Source organism: Rhizobium halophilum (genome assembly GCF_021648825.1).
In the GTDB taxonomy this organism is placed as follows: Bacteria; Pseudomonadota; Alphaproteobacteria; order Rhizobiales; family Rhizobiaceae; genus Neorhizobium; species Neorhizobium halophilum.
In genome coordinates this window covers 1-21274 of sequence record NZ_JAKJHS010000007.1, presented here as the reverse complement: position 1 = coordinate 21274, position 21274 = coordinate 1, and the positions used below count along the sequence as shown (strand labels likewise).

Genomic DNA, 21274 nt, shown 5'->3' with positions numbered 1-21274 from the left:
TTCGGCTACCGGACAGTCTTCTCGCCAACCAACTAGCCCTGCCACCGGCAGGGCTTTTTTATTGCTGAGCGGAGGCGATGGGCGGTTGTTCATCCTCCTGACCGGGCAATGACACATCTTCGTCCAGAGTTTCTTGGATCCAGAGCTTCTTGATAGTGACAAAGACCACGACGAGCAGCGGCATGGCAAACACGGCGCCAAGCGGTCCGAGCAGAAGCGCAAAACCCACCACCGCGAATATCGTCAAAGCAGGCGGCACCTTCACCATCCGCTGCTGGATCATCGGCGTAATCAGGTTACCCTCGATCTGCTGAATGATCACGTAGAGCCCGACAACCCACAGCGCCGTGACAGGGTCTTCCGCAAAGGCGGTCGCCACGGCGGGAATGGCCCCCAGAATTGGTCCGAGGATCGGAATGAACTCGAACAAGCCTGCGATCAGGCCAAGCGCAAGCGCCGAGGGAACACCGAGGTACCATAGACCCGCTGCAGAAAGCGCCCCTACCAGCAGCATTCCGAGCAACTGACCAAGAAGCCACAGCCGAAGCGAGGCTCCGATAACTTCGAGGGTCTCGCGGGCCTCTTGCCGGCTCGAGCGTGGAAAGAGGAGAAGCAAGCCACGCTGGTAGATACCGGGATCAGCAGCAAGATAAATTCCAGCCACGAAGACGATCAAGAGATCGCTCACAACGCCGAGTGCGGTTGAGGAGATGCCGGCAAAGTTCGAGAGAAAGGAGGCTTGCGCCACCGCCTCCTCGATCTGCTGCATCAGCGCATCTTGCGGATTGTCTATTCCGAACCGCTCGGCCACCATCTGCACAAGGTCGGGAAGGCGCTGCACCAGCTCTGAAAACTGCATGCGAACCTGCGATCCGAGAAGCAGGCCGAAGCCGACGACGAGTGCCAGGATGACGATGGTGGCGCCGATAAGGGACGCCGTTGCCGGCAAGGGCGTGTGATCTTCGATCACATCGGACAGGGCCCGGATCAGCATTCCGAACAGCATTGCGCCGAATGCGAGCAGAAGAAGGTGGGTCAGGCTCCAGATCAAGAATGCTGCTGCCGCAACGCCCGCCATGAGCAGCAGAAGGCGAAATATGGAGCCCCAAGAGAGCGCCTGATACCCGCTTACTGCGGGCTCTTTCCTTTCGTCCGACATTCCGCCTTCTCATTGTAGTCTGGAGGAAGCCGTGGGGAAATCCGGACGCCCAGCCATGTGCGCGCCCGGAGCTTCGGCAAGCAGCACAAGCGCTCTAGTCGCGAGGCATGTTGTCTTTCCATTCCCGGCCATAGGTCGGGCTTGGCGTTCCGGATGTGTGCGACTTGCTGCTGCGCATGTTGTCGACGTGGCTATGCTTCTCATCTCGCTCCCCACCGCCACCGGAAACCCGACTGACGGGCGGATTGGTTGGCGCCCCATCGGGGCGCGGGTCCTGCTTTTCCGGTATAGGCTTGGTGCGATCCTCATGGCTTGCGCCGGGACCGCCCCAGCGGACAGTATTTGGATGTTTCTCTGGCATGTTGTCGCTCCCGCTGATGATTGTTTTCAGGCTGAAGAGGCCCCGGCACGGCCGGTCGGCTAGCGCCGGTACGATCACAACCCCCCAATGAACCAAAAGTTTCCCCGGGGTGTTAGGCGCGCGTCCCGCGGCCACAGCGGTCAAGGATTGCGCGGGGCGCTATCTGGAACTTCATCATGCCCCGCGTGTTGCCTGTTCAGCAGAACGCGAATGGGCGGTGAACCGCTCAAGCTGGTCAACCAAACGCTCGTTACGCATCCAAGGGGAGCTCAATGTCGAAGGATGAGACTGTACATTATGATGGTCCGGCAGGGGGTTGGGGCTCGGCGAAGGGCATCGCACGCATCTTTGCGAAGGAACTGAATTCGCCGACTGTGGTCGAGACGCTCCGCCGGCAAAACAAACCGGGCGGCTTCATGTGCGTCTCCTGCGCTTGGACGAAGCCAGCCAATCATCATCCCCTGGAATTCTGCGAAAACGGCGCGAAGGCTACCCTGTGGGAGCTGACGACCCGTCGCTGTACCCCCGATTTCTTTGCCAAGCACACGGTCACGGAGCTGCGCGGTTGGAAGGATCACGACCTTGAACAGGAAGGGCGCCTCACCCATCCGATGCGATATGATCGTGACAGCGACCACTATGTCCCCTGCTCCTGGGATGAAGCCTTCTCCGCCATTGGCAAAGAACTGAAGGCGCTCGATCCGAAGTCCGTGGTCTTCTACATATCCGGTCGCGCAAGCTTGGAAACCTCGTATCTCTACGCGCTTTTCGCCAGGCTCTACGGCCACAACAACCTGCCAGACAGCTCCAACATGTGCCATGAGACGACCTCGGTGGGGCTCAAGAAAGTGATCGGTGCCTCCGTAGGCACCTCAGTATTTCAGGATTTCTCCACCTGCGATGCCATCTTCTTCTTCGGTCAGAACACCGGCTCCAACAGCCCCCGCTTCCTGCATCCGCTACAAGAAGCCGTGAAGCGCGGCTGCAAGATCGTCACCTTCAATCCGGTCCGCGAAAAGGGGCTGGAGACGATGATCAATCCACAGAGCCCGACGGAAATGCTGACCGGCAAGGAGACACAGATTTCCTGCCAGTACCATCAGGTGAAGACAGGCGGCGATATCGCTGCGATCTTGGGCATGTGCAAGCATGTTTTTGCCAATGATGACGAGGCCAAGCGACAGGGCCACGCGGTCATCGACCGCGATTTCGTCGAGCAGCACACCAACGGCTTCGACGCCTTCGAAGAGAAGGTCCGCGCCACCAGCTGGGACGATATCGAGCGGGAATCCGGGCTCGATCGGGCGGCATTGGAGGCCGCCGGCCAGGTCTATGTCGATGCCGAGCGGGTTATCGGCATCTACGGCATGGGGCTGACACAGCAGGTCGGCGGCTTCGAGAGCATCGCCATGCTCGTCAACATGCTTCTGCTCAAAGGCAATATCGGCCGGGACGGAACCGGAATTTCTCCCGTTCGCGGCCATTCCAACGTGCAGGGGCAGCGGACTGTCGGTATCTCGGAAAAGCCGAAGCTCGTCCCGCTCGACAAGCTCGCCTCCATGTTCGATTTCGACCCGCCGCGCGAGAAGGGCGTCAATACAGTCGAGGCCTGTGAAGGTATTCTTGACGGCAGCATCCGCGGCTTCGTCAGCCTCGGCGGCAACTTTGTCCGCGCAATCCCCGACCACGACGCCATGGAGGCAGCCTGGACAAAGATGCGCTTGACGGTGCAGATCGCCACCAAGCTCAACCGCAGCCACCTGATCAACGGCGAGGTTGCCTATCTCCTCCCCTGCCTCGGACGCAGTGAGGAGGACATGCAGGAGGGAGGGCCGCAGACGGTTTCGATGGAAGACAGCCTCAGCTGCATCCACGGCTCTGTTGGCAAGCACAAGCCGGCAAGCGAGCACCTTCTGTCGGAGTTGGCGATCGTCGCCAGCCTTGCAAAGGCGACGCTTCCTCCCAATCCGAAGGTAAAGTGGGACGAATGGCGAGGTGACTATGGGAAGGTTCGCGATCTGATTGAGGAGACTTATCCAGACAAGTTCCACGACTTCAACAAGCGCCTGTTTACACCCGGCGGCTTCTATAGAGGCAACAGTGCGCGCGAGCGCATCTGGAAAACGGAGAGCGGCAAGGCCGAGTTTACGGTGCCGGAGGCGCTTTCCGCCGCGGGCTTCGAAGATCGCGAGGGACGCTACCGCCTGATGACGCTGCGCAGCAACGACCAGTTCAACACGACCATCTACGGCTACAGCGACCGCCTGAGGGGCATCGAAGGGACGCGCGACGTCCTCTTGATCAACCCGAAGGAGATGGAAAAGCTTGGCCTGCAGGAAGGCCAGGTTGTCGGGTTGCAGACGGATGTCGACGACGGCCGCGAGCGCAAGGTGGGTGGGCTGAAGGTCCTGCCCTTCCAACTGCCGGACGGCTGCGTTGCCGGCTACTATCCGGAGCTCAACCCGCTGATCCCGCTTTCACATCACGAGAAGCTGTCGCAGACGCCGGCTGCGAAGGCCGTGCCGGTCAGGATCATCACCTGACCGGATGACCTTCGCCTCCTTGCCCGAGTTGCGAAATGCCGCTACGCTGATCTCAACGTTACCTGAGCTTGGCAATGGCGCTCGAAGGGCTGCAAGATCGAATCTATGAAGCTGCCTTCTTTCCAAACCTGTGGCCACGGGTGCTTGACGAATTGGCCAGCCAGATCGGAGCGCAAGGAGCCTTACTCGCCAACATCAGCAGTGCCGCTAGCCCTTGGATCGCTAGTGAAGGGGTCACCGATCTCTACAGGGACTTCTTTGAGGACGGTTGGGCTTACGAGAATGCCAAGACGGCAGCTTTAAGCACTAAAACGCATTCTGGTTTTCTCAGTGACGCCCTTTCCCTCGGTGAGGATTGGATGGCACAACAAGACGTCTACCGAGATTTCTACTGGAAGCGTGGCTTTGGATTCGCAGCAGGCACTGTCATTCGACTGCCAAGTGGAGACTTGGTCGGCATCTCGCTTGAAAAGAAGCGTAATCTAGGACCTGTGCTTCAAAAGGACCTGGATCTCCTCAACAGCTACCGTCCTCATCTGTCAAAAGCAGTTCTCCTTGGGGGATGCTTACCGACCGCACATGTGGAGGCAGTGTTGCACGCTATGCAAGTTGCAGGCTTTGCAGCGGCTGCGATACGAGATGATGGCAAAGTCGTTGGAGGTAACGGACTATTTGATGCACTCGTTCCTACAGTTGTCACGATAGGCAACGACAGGCTGCGGTTTCGAAATGCTTCTGCAGATCAGTTCTTGATGACGGTGATTGAAGCCGGACGAACAAGAACTTGGGGACGGCAGAGGCAGCATGCCTCCAGTTTCCCACTGGCTGGCACGTCTGACTCGCCTCCAGCCATCGTGCAAGTAGTTCCTGTGACCGGATCTGCGCGCGATATGTTCTTGCGCACCGCCTTCTTTCTACTGGTCAAACTTGTGCGCCCTCAAGTGATCTCCCCACCTGTCGACGTGATACAAGGTTTGTTCAAATTAACTGCAGCTGAAGCCAAGATTGCCCAGAGTTTGATTAGGGGTGAAACCATCCAGACTGCTTCGAGGCGTCATAGAATTAGTGTGGAAACAGTCCGCTCACATGTGAAGTCCATTCTTTCCAAGTCCGGCTTCGCTAGGCAGACGGCCTTCGTGGCAGCAGTCGCCGCAAGCTCCTCTCTTTCGTCCTCCTAGTCGGTTATTCCGCCTGTACCTCACCCATTTGGGGGATGCTAGGGCTCGAGCCTCATGGCTAGATCGCCTAGCGTCCGCTGGGGACGATATGAAGAGGTTGCGACATGCAATATCGCATTATAGCATTGTCTGTGTTCGTTATTCTAGCTGGCTGCCAAACGGTGCTGAAGACGGAGCCGGCTGCAGGAAGGCTGTCGACCGGTCAGAAGGTATTGGTGGACGATGGCTCCTGCCCTCCAGGCCAAGTCAAGCAAGTCACCGGCTCGGTGCCAGGAAAGCCAAGACAGAAGGAATGTGTGCCGATGCCGGACTAGACGAGGTCACCCATCAGGTTAATCCCGACGCGCCTGATGGGGCCCATCTCTGGGCTATCCGGAGATATGTCCACGCAGGAATGGCAACCTTTCCAAGACCTCGGACGTCAGGCTGGCCTTGCGCAGCGGTAGTATCCGCGATAGCCAACCTTCATATCTTGCCCGATCTCGAAGACCATCTTCGCCTCCTCTCCATCACCTTGAGGAGCAATTGCGAGACGGATGTCTCCCGCTGTCATGTTGATTGAGTCTTCCGCCCGTGTCGTCTGCATCTCGATGAGATGGCCGTTGAGTTTCACCACGCCGGACGCAGGCTCATCGTTGCTGTCGGCGCGCAAGGCAGCAACCGGTTGGCCGAAGCTCGTATAATGAAAGGAACAGGTGGCAGGGCCGCCGAGAACCTTTTGCATCTCAGCATCCACCATGGTTGCGGGATCAAGCGCGCCGATTACGGCATTGGCGATCGCCGCGCTTGCCGGCACGACCGTCGCCACCTGATGGCCGCTGCGCGGATCCAGCACGTCGTCGGCAACGTCATCGCCGCAGGCGCTCAGAAGCGTGGCTGCCGCGACGAGAGCGGCAAGAGCAATAGGAAGATTCGTGCTGTTCTCCATCATCAGTCGCGCGCCTCCAGATCTTCGATCAGATATTTCATCTCCGAGATCTCCCGCTCCTGTGCCTCGATAATCTCGTCAGCGAGCTTGCGCACGCGCGGATCTGAGATCTGGGCGCGCTCGCTGGTCATGATTGCGATCGAGTGGTGAGGGATCATGGCGCTCATGTACTCTGCATCGTCGACGGTCGCCTGACCACGGACGAGCCAGAGCGACAGGGCAAAGACGGCGACAGAGCCGCCGAAGATTGCCATGTTGAGCATCTTGTTCTTGTACATGCCCAGCATGAAGCCAAGCATGATGACCGACATCGTCGCGCCCATGACCAAGGCCATCCATGCACGCGTTTCGCTCCACAGCACGTGCTCCCAGGCATAGGTATTGAGATACATCAGGCCGTACATGACGACCGTCGAGGTGGCGATCATGGCGGCGAAGCGCCAGTAGGACATGCCCATCGGTTAAGTCTCTCCTGTCTTCTTGCTTACTGATCCGCCGATGGCTGCTGCGGTACGGGATTGACCACACCTTCCGGCCGTGACGGATTGGCGGCATCGGGTGCAGAAGCGTCCGTACCACCGGTCGGCGCGCTCTCCTCGCCGGCCACCGGCCCGCTTTGCATGCCACTCTGTCCACCATCGCTCGTCGCCTCTTGCGGCCGAGCTGCAGCATCACCGGGATCGGATGCGCCCTCCTCTTCGCCTGATCCGCCATCTCCGGCTGCGGCATATTCTTCCGGCGTCATGGCCGGCAGTTGTTTGACGAAGGCTGCGATTTCCCACAGGCGCTCGTCTGGATGCGTCGGGCCGAAGGCCGGCATACCGGTCATCTTGGCGCCGTGCTTGACGAGCCAGAAGACCTCGTTCGCCTCCCACTCCGCTGCCGCTTCCACAAGATGCGGCGGACGCGGGCGCATCCCGCTTGCCCATTCGTCACGCTCGACGCCCGGGCCGGCGTGACAGTGCTGGCACATTTCCTTGTAGGGCTGCGCTCCCGCGGCCGCCATCGCAGCCGTCAGTTCCGGCACGTCTTCTTCATCGGCATGCGACCGAATGGAGTTGTGGAAGGTGGTATCGAAGATCCATCGGGTCAACGAGGTGTGCTCCTCGGTCGCTGCGATGTTGTAGCTCCCTGAATAGGCGACAAAGACGGTCACCCCGCCAATCACGGCGAGCGTTGCCACCACCCCGCCGACGAATGCGGTTGCCGCCGATTTCTCCGGTTTAGCCATTCTTCCCTCCGTTTGTTCAGAGGGTAAAATGCCAGCGTCGCCGATTGTTCCAGCACCTGTCTGCTGCTACCGCTGCTCCCAATGCTTTTCCTTAAGGAGGGCCGGCGATGACAGGCGTGTCGCCAACGAAAAAGCCAGCTGAATTGCTTCAGCTGGCTTGGGAATCAGCGACCTGCGTCGCCCGAAATGGTCGGAATGGCGGGATTCGAACCCACGACCCCTTGACCCCCAGTCAAGTGCGCTACCTGGCTGCGCTACATTCCGTCACGCCCGATAAAGGGCAAAGACCCCTTAGACTTTCGCTGATTTCAGCGCAAGAGGGGCGGCATCAAAAACGGGGATGACGCTGCAAAATGCGCCTCCCGCGCAGTACGAGGGAGCAATGGCCTGATGCTAGGGATGTTCGGACTGGTCGGTTGAAGAACGCGCCGCCTTCTCGATATCTACAACGTCGTCTGACGACAATCCCGTCATGGACCTCCATGCGCAATAGCCCCAGCCATCAGGGCGTGAAAACCGAGATGGCCTCTTCGCGGATCCCGAAGGTCACGGGTGTTTCGGTCTTTATCTCCCCGTCAAGGTTCACCGGCTGCGGCCTGCTGGTTCGCAGCGTCAAGCCCTTGGTCGAGAACACGCGAACATCCCGCCAGTCGCCATGGGTGCCTTTGCGAAGGCTCGGGAGCAGCGCAAGGAGCCTCCACCAATGATCAACCTCGAGACTGTAGAAATCCAACATGCCGTCCGTGGCCGTGGCATCGGCATGAACCGTCATCCCTCCTCCGTAGAACCGGCCATTGCCGACAGCAACCTGCATGGTCCTCAGTTCCTCGACTTCGCCATCATGCTCCAGTGTCGCGGTGAACAGCCGGGAACCTGCGAGCAACCGCGCGGCAACAACTCCGTAGCCGAGTTTGCCCCATCGTTTCTTGGCTTTTTCCGTCAGAGATCTTGCAAGATCCACGCTAAAGCCGACGCTGGCGACGTTGAAGAACGGGTGCCCGTTCGCTTCGCCGAGGTCGATCTTTCTGGTGTTGCCCCTCGCGATCACTTCGACAGCTCCGGCCAAGTCCTGCGGAAGGGCGATCGTACGGGCGAAATCATTGGCGGTGCCCAAGGGCAGAACGCCGAGTGGCAAGTCCGTCTTCAGCAGTCCGGGCGCGGCGTTGTTCAAGCTTCCGTCACCACCTCCCACGATTACACTGTCGATGGAGGCCGCGTATTCTTCGATGGCATGCGAAGTCGTACCACCATAACCGGGAGGCAGTTCCACAAAGCTTAGCCCGGAAAGCTGCAGTAATCGTCTTACCTCGGGCAGGCTCTCGTTTCCCCTTCGGGAACGGGGGTTGACCAGCAACAAAGCCGGTTTGGCTGTCATCTGCGGCTCCTGAGGAGATGTAAGCGGACGAGAAACGTCCAGGGTCTATTCAGATAGGACGCGCGCTCCCGTCCGCAATGAGGAGTGCGCGAGGTATGGTCAACGCTCATGGTCGAAAAGCGCGCGCCGGATGATCTATGTCTGCCGATGAAAGCTGACGGATCGAGAGTCCACGCCACGTCAGTACTTCCACCTCGGTAGGCAGAGACGGCCTTGCCAATGGCTCGATCCGCACCAGACGCTGTGCCAGGTCCCCGGCTGTGCTAGGTCCCCTCGCTCTATCGGGCGGACAATTCTAGCGACGCGCTCTCAGTGGCAGCTGAGTAATCCCGGCCATAGGACTGGCGAAAGTTTCGCCGCGCATCTCTCTCGAGCTCCAGCGCGGCAAGGACTGGGAATAATCCATCCGGATAAGTGCCGGTGGCCGGGTCAGGTTGGCGCCTGATGTCGCGGCTCGTCTTCTTGTTCCATATCATCTGTGCCCCCCTCCATCTGCGTCGATCAACGACGCAGCCCTCCTCGGGTTCCACTCTCGCATACCAAAGTAACATTTTTACTTCCGCGGCGAATGTGGCGAAGGCCGGCGTCAAGCCGGCCCTGTCCCATCAGTAGTAAGGCGAACGGCAGGATCTACGCGGCCCGTTGTAGGGCTGGAACGTGTTGTCCGAAGCCCGGTAGGACCGGTAGCGATCGTAGCACCAGCGGACATGCGCATTCCCGCCACCGTAGTAACGCGGCTGCTGTGCAGACAGCGCGCCACCAATGATGGCACCGGCAGCGAGACCACCGATGATGGCGCCGGCATTGCTGTTGCGGTGGCGTCGATAGTGGCGGTGACCATAGTGCCTATGGTGGCCCCGCCAGTGACGGTGACCGCGCCAGCGATGCCCGCGGCGGTGATCCACCTCCTGCACCTGCGATGCCTCGACCTTCGGTGCCGAGATTGACGGGAATGCGTGTGCAGGCACGATCCCGGTGAACGCTGTCGCTAGCGAAATAAGAACGACTGCAAGCTTTTTCATGATTTCCTCACCTCTTGTCTGTCTCTTCCGGGACAGATGGTCAGGTTTTTTTCCTGAACCAGAGGTGAATGCACGAAGGTTTATTGCGTTCCTCGGCTCACCGTACTTGATCCAGCAGCCGCTTGCACTCGAGGAGGTCAAAAAGTGCCTCCTGCAAAAGTGCCCGGTCTTCCTTGCCGATACTGCTCTTCCCGATCTGAACATCCGGGGCATCCTCGTCGCCGCTTCCGCCGAAGCCGAAGAACCGCCCGCTAGGCTTTGCCTTCGGCCGCCCGACGACCTGGTCTTCCTCAATCCCACCACCCATCTTTGGTTCAGTGGGGTTCTGGCTGCTGGCTGCAACGATCGCATCCATGGTGGCCAGATCGCCCGATGCGATTGCCGCCACGAACTTGTTGCCGTTCGTTTTAAGAAGCTTTTGCACGCCCTTGATCGTATAGCCGTGATCGTAGAGCAGATGCCGAATACCTTTCAGCAGATCGACATCTTCGGGCCGGTAATAGCGACGTCCGCCGCCCCGCTTCATCGGCTTGATTTGCGGAAAGCGCGTTTCCCAAAAACGCAGAACGTGCTGCGGAAGATCGAGATCCTCGGCAACCTCACTGATGGTGCGGAAAGCGTCTGGGCCTTTGTCCAACTTCGTCTCCAGGGAGCAAGCTCACGCGTGGCTATGGGCCGAGCCGCGGCGGCACCCAATGTGCCGGACACGAATCATGGTATATTTCAGCGCTCTAATGACGGCAATTCAAGTGGGCGCGCAGGAAGCTAACAGCAAATGTGCTAGGCTGCAGGTGCAGCTGCCTTCTGCTTCAGCTTGCGGGTATTGTGCGCCCGCAGTATCCGCTGCTTGAGGACGTTTGAAGCCTTGAAGGTCATCACCTTCCGCGGCGAGATCGGCACTTCCTCGCCCGTTTTGGGATTGCGGCCGATGCGTTCGTTCTTGGAGCGAACTTGGAAGGTCGCAAAGGACGACAGCTTCACGGTTTCACCGCGCACAATCGCGTTGCAGATCTCGTCGATGATCGTTTCAACCAGTTCGGCCGATTCAGTTCGCGAAAGACCTACCTTTCGGAATACCGATTCCGCCAGATCCGCCCGTGTCACTGTTTTTCCGGCCATGATCCCCGCCTGGTTCATCAACGTTCCATAAGCCGCCGAAGAGTATTTTGGTTAAGAGGCAGGGTCAAGCACTACTGTAAAAACAGGAGCTTCGGGGCATGTGCTAAAATGGGACGCGGTTCGCGCAGATACTACCAACGGATCAGCAGCGCGCCCCAGGTAAACCCGCCACCCATTGCCTCGAGCATCACGAGGTCGCCCTGTTTGATGCGTCCGTCATCAAGCGCAACGGAGAGCGCCAGCGGAATGGAGGCCGCCGAGGTATTCCCGTGCAGGTCTACAGTAACCACCACCTTTTCATTCGGGATACCGAGCTTCTTGGCAGAGCCTTCGATGATCCGGCGGTTCGCCTGATGCGGCACCAGCCAGTCAAGGCTTTCCGCTGTTGTGCCAGTCGCGTCGAAGGCAGCTTCAATCACGTCCGTGATCATGCCGACGGCATGTTTGAAAACCTCCCGACCTTCCATCCGCAAGTGGCCAACGGTACCGGTCGTGGATGGACCGCCGTCGACGTAGAGCTTCTCCTTGTGCGATCCGTCCGAGCGAAGATGCGCCGTCAGGATGCCGCGATCCGCAACCGTTCCCTCCCCTTCGGCAGCCTCGAGCACCAGCGCGCCGGCACCATCGCCAAACAGCACGCAGGTGGTGCGGTCCTTCCAGTCGAGGATTCGCGAGAATGTTTCGGCTCCGATCACGAGCACACGCTTGGCCATGCCGCCGCGGATATACATATCAGCCGTGGCCATGGCGTAGACGAATCCGGAGCAGACGGCTTGCATGTCGAAGGCGAAGCCGTGTGTCATCCCGAGCCGCTTCTGGATGTTCACCGCCGTCGCCGGAAAGGTATTGTCGGGCGTCGAGGTGGCAACCAGGATGAAGTCGATATCGTCCGGCGTCAGGCCTGCACGGTTCAATGCGGCACGGGCGGCCTCTTCGCCAAGCGAGGCTGTCGTTTCGCCCTCGCCCGCGATGTAGCGCTGGCGGATGCCGGTTCGTTGAACGATCCATTCGTCCGACGTTTCCACAATGCCCTCGAGCTCGCGATTTGGCACCACGCGCTTGGGGAGGGCCGCCCCGTAACCGCGAACCACTGAACGGATCATTCTGTTTACATCCTGTTGTCAGGCTGCCTCTGGGCCAGCCGGAGGCTGGCGTCGGGCATGGTAAGTGTTGAGATCCTGGATGATCTTCTCGGTCAGTCGGTTACGCGCCATGTCGTACCCAACGTCGATCGCCGCCGCAAAACCTTCGGCGTCGGCGCCGCCATGGCTCTTGATGACGATGCCATTGAGGCCGAGGAAAACGCCGCCGTTCACCTTGCGCGGATCCATCTTCTCGCGCAAGCGATCGAAGGCGCCCTTGGCGAAGAGGTAGCCGATCTTTGCCACCAGCGTGCGAGACATTGCCTCGCGCAGAAGCTGGGAGATCTGCCGGGCGGTTCCTTCGGCGGCCTTGAGTGCGATGTTGCCGGTGAAACCTTCGGTCACCACCACGTCCACGGTGCCTTTGCCGATGTCGTCTCCCTCGACGAAGCCGTGATAGGAGATGGTTGCGAGGTTGGCCTCGCGAATGAGCCGGCCGGCCTCCTTGACCTCCTCCAAACCCTTGACCTCTTCCACCCCTACGTTGAGGAGGCCAACGGTTGGGCGATCGACTTCAAAGAGCGCACGCGCCATGGCGCCGCCCATCAGAGCGAAGTCCATCAACTGCTGGGCGTCGGCGCCGATCGTCGCTCCGATATCGAGGACGATGCTCTCGCCCTTCAGTGTCGGCCAGATTCCGGCTATCGCGGGGCGTTCGATATGCGCCATGGGACGTAAGCAGAACTTCGCCATTGCCATCAGGGCCCCGGTGTTTCCGGCAGAAACGGCGACATCCGCTTCCCCAACTTTGACCGCTTCAATGGCGCGCCACATGGTTGACACGTATCGGCCGCGGCGCAGAGCAGCACTCGGCTTCTCGTCCATCGAGACCGCCAGTTCGCAGTCATGGAAAACCGACCGCTCCCGTAGCTTCGGATATTTGCTGAGATACTGCTCGCACTCAGCCTTCAGGCCGAACAGCACGAAGCTTACGTCCGGATGTCGTTCCAGCGCCTTGGCTGCACCGGGGATGACGACTTCAGGACCGAAATCGCCGCCCATGACATCGAGAGAAATTTTGATCACGCGTCCCTGATCCTTTCGTTCGCCTAGGGGCGAAATCGAGGCCAAAATAGTGGTTCCGGCCGTGCTTACAACCCAATCAAGGCGATTTCCATCCTAGTCGTTCTTTTTCCAGTCCTTCAACGCCGCGAAGGGTGAAGGGGGGGCGGCTTCCTCTGTCGGATCGTCTTCGACATGATCAGTGAAACCGACGCCAGGCTTGCGGGGATAGGGATCGATCGCGAGTGCCACGGCCTCAGCCACGACCTCGCCGGCATCGATGGTGTCACCGGTGAAGGTTTCGGGAGCATCGGGCCCTTCCGGGTCGAGCACCATTTCGGCGCTGTCGCTCAAGACCATTCGCGCAAGCTTCGATCCCTCGGGGACGAACACCTGCTCAAAGGTTTCCTGGATCTTAGAGGAGACAGGCTCCAGCGTCACGACGCAGGCTTGCTCGATTTCTGCTTCCACGTGACCCTTGATTCGCACCCCATCCTTCTTCCAGCGCGCTATTTGCATCTCAGATTTCAGGGCGTGGACGGCTGTTATTTTCCAAAGCTGCGCCAGCCCTTCCCTTTCAGTCGGTCCAGCCTCGAGGTGAACCGTCACCGGATTGGCGGAGACATGACCTACCCGCACGGGATAGGAGAATGGTGGCTTCGCACCTTGTTCGCGAACAGGCTTCATTTGATACCTCACTTCTGCGGAGCTGGGACGGCAACCGCACCCCTGGCAACGTCATCCTCGTCAAGCGCCGCCAGCTCACCTTCGGCAAAGATCATCCATTTCGCCAGATCCATCATAGGGTCGGCAGGCGTGACGTCCGGATGAATGTTTCGCGCGAGGGCGCGGGCGAGGCCTTCCTGGTCGCGCGCATCCAAAGCGGCGGCATAGGCTTCCAGCCGTCCATAGAACATTCCTGCCAGCTTCTTCATCCGCTTCGGGACACTTGTATCCCCCACCCCCAGTTCCCGGATGGAGTGGTCGATGTCCTGGAAGAAGGCGTCGATGATCTCCTGTGCAAGTTCCTGCCCGCTGACGCCCGAGCGAGCGGTGCGCCGAAAGAACAGGATCATCACGACCGACAGCATCTCAAAACGCCCCATGACCGTGTCGGGCACCCCAAGATCGCTATAGAAGGAAGGATTGCGCGCACCAGATGTCAACGCCGCATACTGGCGGTCGACGATCGGCTGATTGCGCTTATTCTTCCTGAACAGGCCAAAGATCATAAGAAGTCTCACAGTTAGCCGCCACATGTTGCATGGAGGCGAAAGCTGGTTTACCGAAGCATGCGCGAATTGCAACGTCGTTACAGCCTGCTGCACGATGCCGCCTCATCCTTGACTAGCCGGAAACCCATCTTCCCCGGAATAGCCATAATGATGTGGACAGCAGGGAGCGGCGAAGGCCGAAATCGGAAATCTCGGGTAGCCTGAAGAGGCAGCAACAAGGTCTGAAATGAAGTTCTTGAGCAGAACCGCGGCAGCGGCCATCATCGCATCGGTAGCTGTTACCGGCTGCACCTCCATGGATATTGGCCAGACCCTCTATAATGGCTATGTGCTGGATGAGGAGTCGCTCGCACTTATTCCGGTCGGATCAAGCCGCGAACAGGTGTTGCTGACGATGGGCACCCCGTCCACCACCGCAACGTTCGATTCGGAGGTTCTCTACTACATCTCGCAGAAGCGGGAACGCCCCGTGGCCTTCATGAAGCCTCGGCTGGTGGAGCAGACGGTTCTCGCCATCTACTTCGACAAGGACGGCGTGGTGGAACGCAAGGCGAACTACACGCTCCAGGATGGCAAGGTGTTTGACACGATTTCGCGTACCACGCCAACGGGTGGTCGCGACCTGACTTTCCTGCAGCAGCTCCTCTCGGGCGGTGCCACAGGCAACCGCAACGCGGCCCAGAACCTGTTCCAGAACCTCGGTCGCTAAGACCCTAGATGCCTCATCGAAAAGCCCGCGAACTGACGGAGTTCGCGGGCTTTTCCCTTTTCTGCTTTGCCAAGTCAGCCGGCCAGAACCGCCAGGAGCAGCAGAGCGACGATATTGGTGATCTTGATCGCCGGGTTCACAGCGGGACCGGCCGTGTCCTTGTAGGGGTCCCCGACCGTATCGCCGGTGACGGAGGCCTTGTGGGCGTCCGACCCCTTCATGTGGCGATGCCCATCCTTGTCGACGAAGCCGTCCTCGAAGCTCTTCTTGGCATTGTCCCAGGCGCCGCCACCGGATGTCATGGAGATGGCGACGAAAAGGCCGTTGACAATGACGCCGAGCAGAGAGGCACCGAGTGCGGCAAAGGCGGAAGCCTTGGAGCCGGAGATCAGCAGGACGCCGAAATAGACGACGAGCGGCGCCAGCACCGGCAGCAATGATGGCACGATCATCTCGCGGATCGCCGCTTTGGTGAGAATGTCCACGGCGCGCCCGTAGTCCGGCTTTACCGTCCCCTGAATGATGCCGGCATTTTCGCGGAACTGCCTGCGCACCTCCTCAACAATCGAACCGGCGGCACGCCCCACGGCTGTCATGGCGATGCCGCCGAAGAGATAGGGGATGAGACCACCGAAAATCAGACCGGCGACGACATAAGGGTTGGAGAGACTGAAGGAGATGTCGCCGATACCTTCAAAATACGGGTATCGTTCCGCATTGGCTGCGAAGTATGCCAGGTCATTGGAATACGCGGCGAAAAGCACCAGGGCACCCAGCCCGGCCGAGCCGATGGCATAGCCCTTCGTTACGGCTTTGGTCGTGTTGCCGACGGCATCGAGTGCATCGGTGGACTTGCGCACGTCCGACGGTAGGCCGGACATTTCTGCAATGCCGCCGGCGTTGTCGGTGACCGGACCGAAGGCGTCCAGCGCCACGATCATGCCGGCAAGCCCGAGCATGGTGGTGACGGCAATGGCCGTGCCGAAGAGCCCGGCTAGCTGGAAGGTGGCGATGATCCCGGCAACAATGACGATCGCCGGCAGTGCAGTTGATTCCAGCGACACGGCCAGGCCTTGGATGACGTTGGTGCCATGGCCGGTGACGGAGGCCTGGGCGATCGAGTTGACCGGGCGCTTGTTGGTACCGGTGTAGTATTCGGTGATGACGACGATTAGGGCCGTCACGACGAGGCCGAGAATGCCGCAGATGAAGAGGTTTAACCCGGTGATCTCCATGCCGGCGACGGTGCCGATCGTGCCCCAGCCGACCGTAACAGCGGTTGCTGCGGCAAGGCCGAGGATCGACAGCGCGCCGGTGACGATCAGGCCCTTGTAGAGCGCGCCCATGATCGAGCCGTTGGTGCCGAGCTTGACGAAGAAGGTGCCGATGATCGAGGTGACGATGCAGGCGGCGCAGATGGCGAGCGGATAGATCATCACGCTTTCCAGCACCGGCGCGCCGGCAAAGAAGATCGCGCCGAGCACCATGGTGGCGACGACGGAAACGGCATAGGTTTCGAAAAGGTCGGCGGCCATGCCCGCGCAGTCGCCGACATTGTCGCCGACGTTGTCGGCAATGGTGGCCGGATTGCGCGGATCGTCCTCCGGGATGCCCGCTTCCACCTTGCCGACGAGGTCGCCGCCGACATCGGCGCCCTTGGTGAAGATGCCGCCGCCGAGGCGGGCGAAGATCGAGATGAGCGAGGCGCCGAAGCCGAGCGCCACGAGCGCGTCGATCACTTCGCGCGATCCGGTTTCGTGGCCAAGGCCTGCGGTGAGGATCCAGAAGTAGATCGAAACGCCGAGAAGCGCGAGGCCGGCGACCAGCATGCCGGTGATGGCGCCGGACTTGAAGGCAATGTCGAGGCCCGCCGAAAGGCTTTGCGACGCAGCTTGCGCGGTGCGGACATTGGCGCGTACCGAGACGTGCATGCCGATGAAGCCCGCCGCCCCCGACAGCACTGCGCCGATGACGAAGCCGATGGCAGCCGTCCCGGAAAGGAGCAGCCAGGTCAAAACCGTCACCACCGCACCAACGATGGCGATGGTCATGTACTGCCGGGTCAGATAGGCCTGCGCCCCTTCCCGGATATAGCCTGCGATTTCCTGCATTCGGGCATTGCCCTGATCAGCGGCCAGGACGCTTCTCGTTGCCCATATGGCGTAGGCAACAGACAGAAGGCCGCACACGATCACACCGAGAATTACGGTCATTCGCTTCTTCCTCTCCCTTTCACCGGCAGGAAAAGTCCCCCGGCCATGAACGGCAACCACCTCCCCTCCCAAGGAAACCAAGGGTTGCCATGCGGAGGGAGATTGCCCGGCAGGAGGAGCCGGCGTCAAGAGCCAGAAAAGTGGGAGGTCCTACGGCGTCCGGCAGGCCTCAGGCGGGTTTCGCCGCCCGGCCCTTGCGCATCAGGAGGAGGACAAGGACGAGGCAGAGGATCGTCACGGGCCAGATGACAAGGTTCATGGCTTCCCAGCCCCAAGCGGTGAAGACCTTGCCGGAGGAGAAGGAGGAGAGCGCGACCGTGCCGAAGAGGATGATGTCGTGAAAGCCCTGCACCTTGTCGGCTTCATGCGGGCGGTAGCTGGAAGCGACGATTGCCGTGGAACCGATGAAGCCGAAGTTCCAGCCGATGCCGAGCAGCACCAGCGCACCCCAGAAATTCCACAGCTCGATGCCTGCGTGGGCAACGACGGCGCAGCCCATGAGAATCACCAGGCCGGCGGCGACGATCTTCTCCGTGCCGAAGCGGGTGATCAGCATGCCGGTGAAGAAGCTCGGGGCGAACATGGCGAGCACGTGCCACTGGATGCCGAGGGTCGCGAGCTCGGTGGAGAAGCCGCAGCCGATCACCATGGCAAGCGGCGCGCCGGTCATCATGAAGGTCATCAACGCGTAGGATCCAATGCCGCAGATCATGCCAGTCATGAAACGCTGGGTGAGCACGATCTCGCGCAGCGGCCGGGCCGGTGCGTCGCCTGCAGCCTTCGCCCCCGCTTCCGGCAGCTTCAGCATCATCAGGATGGCGATGGCCGCGAGATTGAGCGGAATCAGTGCGACAAAGGCGCCGGCAAACGTGACGGGGAAAAAGAGGTCCTTGGCCCAGATGGCAAGCTGCGGCCCGAGGATAGCGGAGACGATGCCGGCGGCGAGGATCCATGAGATGGCGCGCGGCTTGTAGAAGCTGGGTGACGCATCGGCCGCGGCAAAGCGGATCTTCTGGGTGAAGCCGCCGGAGACGCCGACGAGAAGCAGGCCGAGCGCGAAGAGCCAGAAGTCCTGGCGAAAGAGCGCACCGGCGGCAAGCGCGGCACCGGTTGCGCCGGTGAGCGCCCCCAGCATAAAGCCTGCCCGACGGCCGACGAAGCGGGCGGCGATCGCCACGGCGACGGCGCCGAGTGCCACGCCGATGTTGAAGCCCGTGAGCGGTGCGGTGGCGAGCGACTTGTCGTCACCCAGCATCTGGTAGGTGGCAAGCCCGCCGAGCGCGAAGGTCAGCGGCGGGGCCGAGCCCAGGAGCGCCTGGACGGCGGAGAGCAGGAAGACGTTGCGGCGGGCGGCCTGGACCTGCCCCTGAAGCCCCTCGACGCTGCCTTCCATCGTCCCCGCCCTTCCCTGGCTATTTTCTTCGGCGCGCTACTTGGCGGCGCTCTGGCTGCGGACCTGCTTGGCGATCCGGTCGAGCACCGCGTTCACGATCTTCGGCTCCTCGCCTTCGAAGAAGGCCTGGGCGATCTCGACGTATTCGGTGACGATCACCGGGATCGGCACGTCCTTGCGCTCGAGGATCTCGAAGGTGCCGGCGCGCAGGATGGCGCGCAGTGTGGAATCGAGGCGCGACAGCGGCCAGTCTTCCTGCAGCGCACCGCGCACCACCGGATCGATCTTCACCTGGTCGCGCACGACGCCCGAAACGATCGAGCGGAACCAGGAGGCGTCCGCCTTCAGGTAGGTGTCGCCGTCGAGCTCCTGGCCGAGGCGATGGGTCTCGTATTCGGCGACCACTTCCAGCACGCCGGCGCCGCCGACGTCCATCTGGTAGAGCGCCTGCACGGCGGCGAGACGGGCAGCACCCCGCTGGTTGGCGGGTTTGACCGCCGGCTTGTCTGCATTCGTCATCGGATCAACCATTCAGCTTCTCGCGAAGCGCAATCATCGTCAGCGCCGCACGTGCGGCAAAGCCGCCCTTGTCCTTGTCGGAGCGGCGGACACGAGCCCAGGCCTGCTCTTCGTTTTCAACCGTCATGATGCCGTTGCCGATCGCAAGCGATTCCGAGACGGCAAGATCCATCAGGCCACGGGAGGATTCGTTGGCGACGATATCGAAGTGGTAGGTCTCGCCGCGGATCACCATGCCGAGCGCGACGAACCCGTCATACTCCGCGCCGCCATTTTCCGACGCATCGAGCGCCATGGCAATCGCCGGCGGGATTTCCAGCGCGCCGGGCACCGTCACCACGTCCCAGGTCGCACCCGCCTCCTTCAGCGCCGCGGTTGCCCCGTCGAGGAGCGCATCGGCCATGTCGTCGTAGAAACGGGCCTCGACGATCAGGAGATGGGGCTTGGACGTGTCGGACATCAAAAATTCCTTCGGGCAAAGGGGCTGCGTCGGCATTGCATGCGGGATGGCGCGGGACAAACCACGCTGTTGCGGGGAAGGCAAGCACTTTTCCCGCATGGCTGTTTCCCGAATCGGGCTGCGGGAGGGTTCAATGGCGACGAACGGGTCTTCCGGCGCACCGGCATCCAGACAGAAGGATCAACCGCTATCGCCGCAGGATCTTCTCCATCGGCCTGCCCTTGGCCAATTCGTCGATCAGCTTGTCCAGGTAGCGGATCTCGCGCATGGTCGGCTCTTCGATCTCCTCGACGCGGACGCCGCAGACGACGCCCTTGACGAGGCTGCGTGCAGGGTTCATCGCCGGAGCCCTGGCAAAGAAATCCTCAAACGAAGTACCCGCCTCCAGTTCCGTCTTCAGGCTTTCGCGGTCATGGCCGGTCAGCCAGCAGATGATCTCCTCGACTTCCGCGCCGGTTCGGCCCTTCCGTTCTGCCTTAGTCACGTAGAGCGGATAGACGCTTGCGACGCTGACGCCATAGATCCTGTGTCCGGCCATGCTGTCTTCCTCCAAAGCGTTTCTTTTCAGACGCCAACGTGACTGAGGTCCGGAGATTAGCCGACGTTCGCAGTTCTTGTCTTCGGGTTTCAACTCGTTCGGCGGAGGATGACGAGCAGACACAATCCCCCCTTGGCGATCTCGGTTTTTCAAAATCGGCCGGGGCGCTGAAAGCTGCCTCGTAAGATAATTTTAAGTGGCACCTCACAGCGCCCCGTTCGGCGGTTTGTGCCCGCGACTCCGGTCTCTCTGCCTAGGTCTTCGAGGCGGTGCTCGTCTGGCCTTCCGGAGCACGGGCGGATCCTTGGGGACGAGCCCGAGGACTTTACCGCCAACACTCCGGCGCCTTCGCCGAACGCTCGTCGTGACGACGGACACATCGTCCGGCGACACCATCCCCGTCGCCCCCCATGTGTGCCGCACAGGCACGCCCGGCGCGCTGTTCGGGCATCAGAAGCAGGTGGCCGGTCCGAAACCATCCCGCTTCCCCCGTGTCGCCGGAGGGAGACCATTTTCCGCGGACCCCGATGATGAAGGTGCACGTCGTCCCTCCACCACCAGCGCCGGCCCCACCTCGCCAGGACGCCTCCTGGTGTATCCGCGGCGGGACGGGGAGAGTGTAGGCACAGGTTTGGGGGAGGTGAATCTGGAAGGGGTTAAGTGGTTGATATTTGGTGGGCGGGGGTGCGGTTTTTAGGATGAAGGCGTGAGGCTCAAGGCCTCCGTCGTCATCCTCGGCCTTGACCCGAGGATCCAGGCGCAAGCGAAACCAGTTCGATTGACTTGCGGCGGCCACGAGGTCGCCGGCACACCCGCTTCGCGAAGAAGGGCTTGGTTTTGGATCCTCGGGTCAGGCCCGAGGATGACGAAAGTGGATCAATGGCGAAGCCGGGAACGAGAAGCACCAAGGTGGAGTGTTTGGTGGTGGATGCCGCCGAAGATGATGCATCACTTGAGTCGGCTTTGCGCCGATACCGTTGAAAAAGTCGGCGTTGCTGTCGGTGCAAAGTTCTGATTCACTCCTTCTAGGGATTTAGGAGGGTGTGCCGATGATGGGCGAGCGGACGGTAGCGCAGGAAGCGTTGTTTTACGGGTTCAGCATCGAGCGGCACGTCCCGGCGAACCATCTTCTCCGATCTATCGACCG

Annotated in this window: 22 protein-coding genes and 1 tRNA gene; 4 read left to right on the top strand and 19 right to left on the bottom strand. The window is 60.7% G+C overall.

Annotated elements, in window-relative coordinates; translation table 11 throughout:
• Positions 1-58: 58 nt before the first annotated feature.
• Both LXM96_RS13970 and LXM96_RS13965 read right to left on the bottom strand, forming a co-directional pair.
• Positions 59-1159, bottom strand: coding sequence for an AI-2E family transporter (locus LXM96_RS13970; RefSeq protein WP_239999179.1), 1101 nt, complete (start codon positions 1157-1159; stop codon positions 59-61).
• Positions 1160-1253: 94 nt separating this feature from the next.
• On the bottom strand, positions 1254-1520 hold the full coding sequence (locus tag LXM96_RS13965; protein WP_239999178.1) for a hypothetical protein: 267 nt from the start codon (positions 1518-1520) through the stop codon (positions 1254-1256).
• A 272-nt stretch (positions 1521-1792) separates the two neighbouring features.
• Between LXM96_RS13965 and LXM96_RS13960 the strand changes: the two genes are divergently transcribed.
• From LXM96_RS13960 to LXM96_RS21735, 3 genes are all read left to right on the top strand, one after another.
• Positions 1793-4063: an FdhF/YdeP family oxidoreductase gene (locus LXM96_RS13960; protein ID WP_239999177.1), complete on the top strand. Its 2271-nt coding sequence runs from the start codon at positions 1793-1795 to the stop codon at positions 4061-4063.
• Positions 4064-4137: 74 nt separating this feature from the next.
• Positions 4138-5241: a helix-turn-helix transcriptional regulator gene (locus LXM96_RS13955; RefSeq protein ID WP_239999176.1), complete on the top strand. Its 1104-nt coding sequence runs from the start codon at positions 4138-4140 to the stop codon at positions 5239-5241.
• A gap of 104 nt (positions 5242-5345) precedes the next feature.
• Positions 5346-5555: a DUF6719 family protein gene (locus LXM96_RS21735; RefSeq protein WP_317208251.1), complete on the top strand. Its 210-nt coding sequence runs from the start codon at positions 5346-5348 to the stop codon at positions 5553-5555.
• A 107-nt stretch (positions 5556-5662) separates the two neighbouring features.
• On the opposite strand, the gene LXM96_RS13950 is transcribed toward LXM96_RS21735, so the two are convergent.
• From LXM96_RS13950 to LXM96_RS13895, 12 genes are all read right to left on the bottom strand, one after another.
• Positions 5663-6172 carry a DUF6692 family protein gene (locus LXM96_RS13950; RefSeq protein ID WP_239999175.1) on the bottom strand — a complete coding sequence of 170 codons (510 nt, stop codon included), beginning with the start codon at positions 6170-6172 and terminating at the stop codon, positions 5663-5665.
• A complete protein-coding gene (locus LXM96_RS13945) occupies positions 6172-6621 on the bottom strand; it encodes a DUF305 domain-containing protein (RefSeq protein WP_239999360.1) in 450 nt (149 codons plus the stop codon). Before LXM96_RS13945 ends, LXM96_RS13950 begins: the two co-directional genes overlap by 1 nt.
• Positions 6622-6653: 32 nt before the next feature.
• Entirely contained in the window at positions 6654-7400 is a 747-nt protein-coding gene (locus tag LXM96_RS13940) for a c-type cytochrome (RefSeq protein ID WP_239999174.1), read from the bottom strand.
• A 187-nt stretch (positions 7401-7587) separates the two neighbouring features.
• Positions 7588-7664: transfer RNA gene (locus tag LXM96_RS13935), tRNA-Pro, on the bottom strand.
• A 238-nt stretch (positions 7665-7902) separates the two neighbouring features.
• On the bottom strand, positions 7903-8775 hold the full coding sequence (locus LXM96_RS13930; protein ID WP_239999173.1) for a lipid kinase: 873 nt from the start codon (positions 8773-8775) through the stop codon (positions 7903-7905).
• Between the two features lie 605 nt (positions 8776-9380).
• On the bottom strand, positions 9381-9797 hold the full coding sequence (locus LXM96_RS13925) for a BA14K family protein (RefSeq protein WP_239999172.1): 417 nt from the start codon (positions 9795-9797) through the stop codon (positions 9381-9383).
• Positions 9798-9894: 97 nt separating this feature from the next.
• A complete protein-coding gene (locus LXM96_RS13920; RefSeq protein ID WP_239999171.1) occupies positions 9895-10434 on the bottom strand; it encodes a MerR family transcriptional regulator in 540 nt (179 codons plus the stop codon).
• A 143-nt stretch (positions 10435-10577) separates the two neighbouring features.
• Positions 10578-10916, bottom strand: coding sequence for an integration host factor subunit alpha (locus LXM96_RS13915; RefSeq protein WP_239999170.1), 339 nt, complete (start codon positions 10914-10916; stop codon positions 10578-10580).
• 131 nt (positions 10917-11047) lie between these two features.
• On the bottom strand, positions 11048-12019 hold the full coding sequence (locus tag LXM96_RS13910) for a beta-ketoacyl-ACP synthase III (RefSeq protein ID WP_239999169.1): 972 nt from the start codon (positions 12017-12019) through the stop codon (positions 11048-11050).
• An 18-nt stretch (positions 12020-12037) separates the two neighbouring features.
• Entirely contained in the window at positions 12038-13084 is a 1047-nt protein-coding gene (gene plsX, locus LXM96_RS13905) for a phosphate acyltransferase PlsX (protein WP_239999168.1), read from the bottom strand.
• A gap of 93 nt (positions 13085-13177) precedes the next feature.
• Positions 13178-13747 (bottom strand): YceD family protein, encoded by a 570-nt coding sequence (locus LXM96_RS13900; protein ID WP_239999167.1) that lies wholly within the window; start codon positions 13745-13747, stop codon positions 13178-13180.
• An 8-nt stretch (positions 13748-13755) separates the two neighbouring features.
• The gene (locus tag LXM96_RS13895; RefSeq protein WP_239999359.1) at positions 13756-14292 is read right to left on the bottom strand and encodes a ubiquinol-cytochrome C chaperone family protein; all 537 of its coding nucleotides are present in this window, start codon (positions 14290-14292) and stop codon (positions 13756-13758) included.
• 229 nt (positions 14293-14521) lie between these two features.
• Between LXM96_RS13895 and LXM96_RS13890 the strand changes: the two genes are divergently transcribed.
• On the top strand, positions 14522-15004 hold the full coding sequence (locus LXM96_RS13890) for an outer membrane protein assembly factor BamE (protein ID WP_239999166.1): 483 nt from the start codon (positions 14522-14524) through the stop codon (positions 15002-15004).
• A gap of 74 nt (positions 15005-15078) precedes the next feature.
• On the opposite strand, the gene LXM96_RS13885 is transcribed toward LXM96_RS13890, so the two are convergent.
• From LXM96_RS13885 to LXM96_RS13865, 5 genes are all read right to left on the bottom strand, one after another.
• Positions 15079-17217 carry a sodium-translocating pyrophosphatase gene (locus tag LXM96_RS13885; RefSeq protein ID WP_239999165.1) on the bottom strand — a complete coding sequence of 713 codons (2139 nt, stop codon included), beginning with the start codon at positions 17215-17217 and terminating at the stop codon, positions 15079-15081.
• 169 nt (positions 17218-17386) lie between these two features.
• Positions 17387-18610: an MFS transporter gene (locus LXM96_RS13880; protein ID WP_239999164.1), complete on the bottom strand. Its 1224-nt coding sequence runs from the start codon at positions 18608-18610 to the stop codon at positions 17387-17389.
• A 36-nt stretch (positions 18611-18646) separates the two neighbouring features.
• A complete protein-coding gene (gene nusB / locus LXM96_RS13875; RefSeq protein ID WP_239999358.1) occupies positions 18647-19129 on the bottom strand; it encodes a transcription antitermination factor NusB in 483 nt (160 codons plus the stop codon).
• A 4-nt stretch (positions 19130-19133) separates the two neighbouring features.
• Positions 19134-19589, bottom strand: a complete 456-nt coding sequence (gene ribH / locus LXM96_RS13870; RefSeq protein ID WP_239999163.1) for a 6,7-dimethyl-8-ribityllumazine synthase — start codon at positions 19587-19589, stop codon at positions 19134-19136.
• A 187-nt stretch (positions 19590-19776) separates the two neighbouring features.
• Complete coding sequence (locus tag LXM96_RS13865; protein ID WP_239999162.1) at positions 19777-20127, bottom strand: DUF2200 domain-containing protein; 351 nt, start codon at positions 20125-20127, stop codon at positions 19777-19779.
• Between the last annotated feature and the right edge of the window lie 1147 nt (positions 20128-21274).

Excerpts from the sequence above, each read along its gene's own strand:
- LXM96_RS13970 (WP_239999179.1), bottom strand. The coding sequence starts at position 1,159 with ATGTCGGACGAAAGGAAAGAGCCCGCAGTAAGCGGGTATCAGGCGCTC.
- LXM96_RS13965 (WP_239999178.1), bottom strand. The coding sequence starts at position 1,520 with ATGCCAGAGAAACATCCAAATACTGTCCGCTGGGGCGGTCCCGGCGCA.
- LXM96_RS13960 (WP_239999177.1), top strand. The coding sequence starts at position 1,793 with ATGTCGAAGGATGAGACTGTACATTATGATGGTCCGGCAGGGGGTTGG.
- LXM96_RS13955 (WP_239999176.1), top strand. The coding sequence starts at position 4,138 with ATGGCGCTCGAAGGGCTGCAAGATCGAATCTATGAAGCTGCCTTCTTT.
- LXM96_RS21735 (WP_317208251.1), top strand. The coding sequence starts at position 5,346 with ATGCAATATCGCATTATAGCATTGTCTGTGTTCGTTATTCTAGCTGGC.
- LXM96_RS13950 (WP_239999175.1), bottom strand. The coding sequence starts at position 6,172 with ATGATGGAGAACAGCACGAATCTTCCTATTGCTCTTGCCGCTCTCGTC.
- LXM96_RS13945 (WP_239999360.1), bottom strand. The coding sequence starts at position 6,621 with ATGTCCTACTGGCGCTTCGCCGCCATGATCGCCACCTCGACGGTCGTC.
- LXM96_RS13940 (WP_239999174.1), bottom strand. The coding sequence starts at position 7,400 with ATGGCTAAACCGGAGAAATCGGCGGCAACCGCATTCGTCGGCGGGGTG.
- LXM96_RS13930 (WP_239999173.1), bottom strand. The coding sequence starts at position 8,775 with ATGACAGCCAAACCGGCTTTGTTGCTGGTCAACCCCCGTTCCCGAAGG.
- LXM96_RS13925 (WP_239999172.1), bottom strand. The coding sequence starts at position 9,797 with ATGAAAAAGCTTGCAGTCGTTCTTATTTCGCTAGCGACAGCGTTCACC.
- LXM96_RS13915 (WP_239999170.1), bottom strand. The coding sequence starts at position 10,916 with ATGGCCGGAAAAACAGTGACACGGGCGGATCTGGCGGAATCGGTATTC.
- LXM96_RS13910 (WP_239999169.1), bottom strand. The coding sequence starts at position 12,019 with ATGATCCGTTCAGTGGTTCGCGGTTACGGGGCGGCCCTCCCCAAGCGC.
- LXM96_RS13900 (WP_239999167.1), bottom strand. The coding sequence starts at position 13,747 with ATGAAGCCTGTTCGCGAACAAGGTGCGAAGCCACCATTCTCCTATCCC.
- LXM96_RS13895 (WP_239999359.1), bottom strand. The coding sequence starts at position 14,292 with ATGATCTTTGGCCTGTTCAGGAAGAATAAGCGCAATCAGCCGATCGTC.
- LXM96_RS13890 (WP_239999166.1), top strand. The coding sequence starts at position 14,522 with ATGAAGTTCTTGAGCAGAACCGCGGCAGCGGCCATCATCGCATCGGTA.
- LXM96_RS13885 (WP_239999165.1), bottom strand. The coding sequence starts at position 17,217 with ATGACCGTAATTCTCGGTGTGATCGTGTGCGGCCTTCTGTCTGTTGCC.
- LXM96_RS13880 (WP_239999164.1), bottom strand. The coding sequence starts at position 18,610 with ATGGAAGGCAGCGTCGAGGGGCTTCAGGGGCAGGTCCAGGCCGCCCGC.
- nusB (WP_239999358.1), bottom strand. The coding sequence starts at position 19,129 with ATGACGAATGCAGACAAGCCGGCGGTCAAACCCGCCAACCAGCGGGGT.
- ribH (WP_239999163.1), bottom strand. The coding sequence starts at position 19,589 with ATGTCCGACACGTCCAAGCCCCATCTCCTGATCGTCGAGGCCCGTTTC.
- LXM96_RS13865 (WP_239999162.1), bottom strand. The coding sequence starts at position 20,127 with ATGGCCGGACACAGGATCTATGGCGTCAGCGTCGCAAGCGTCTATCCG.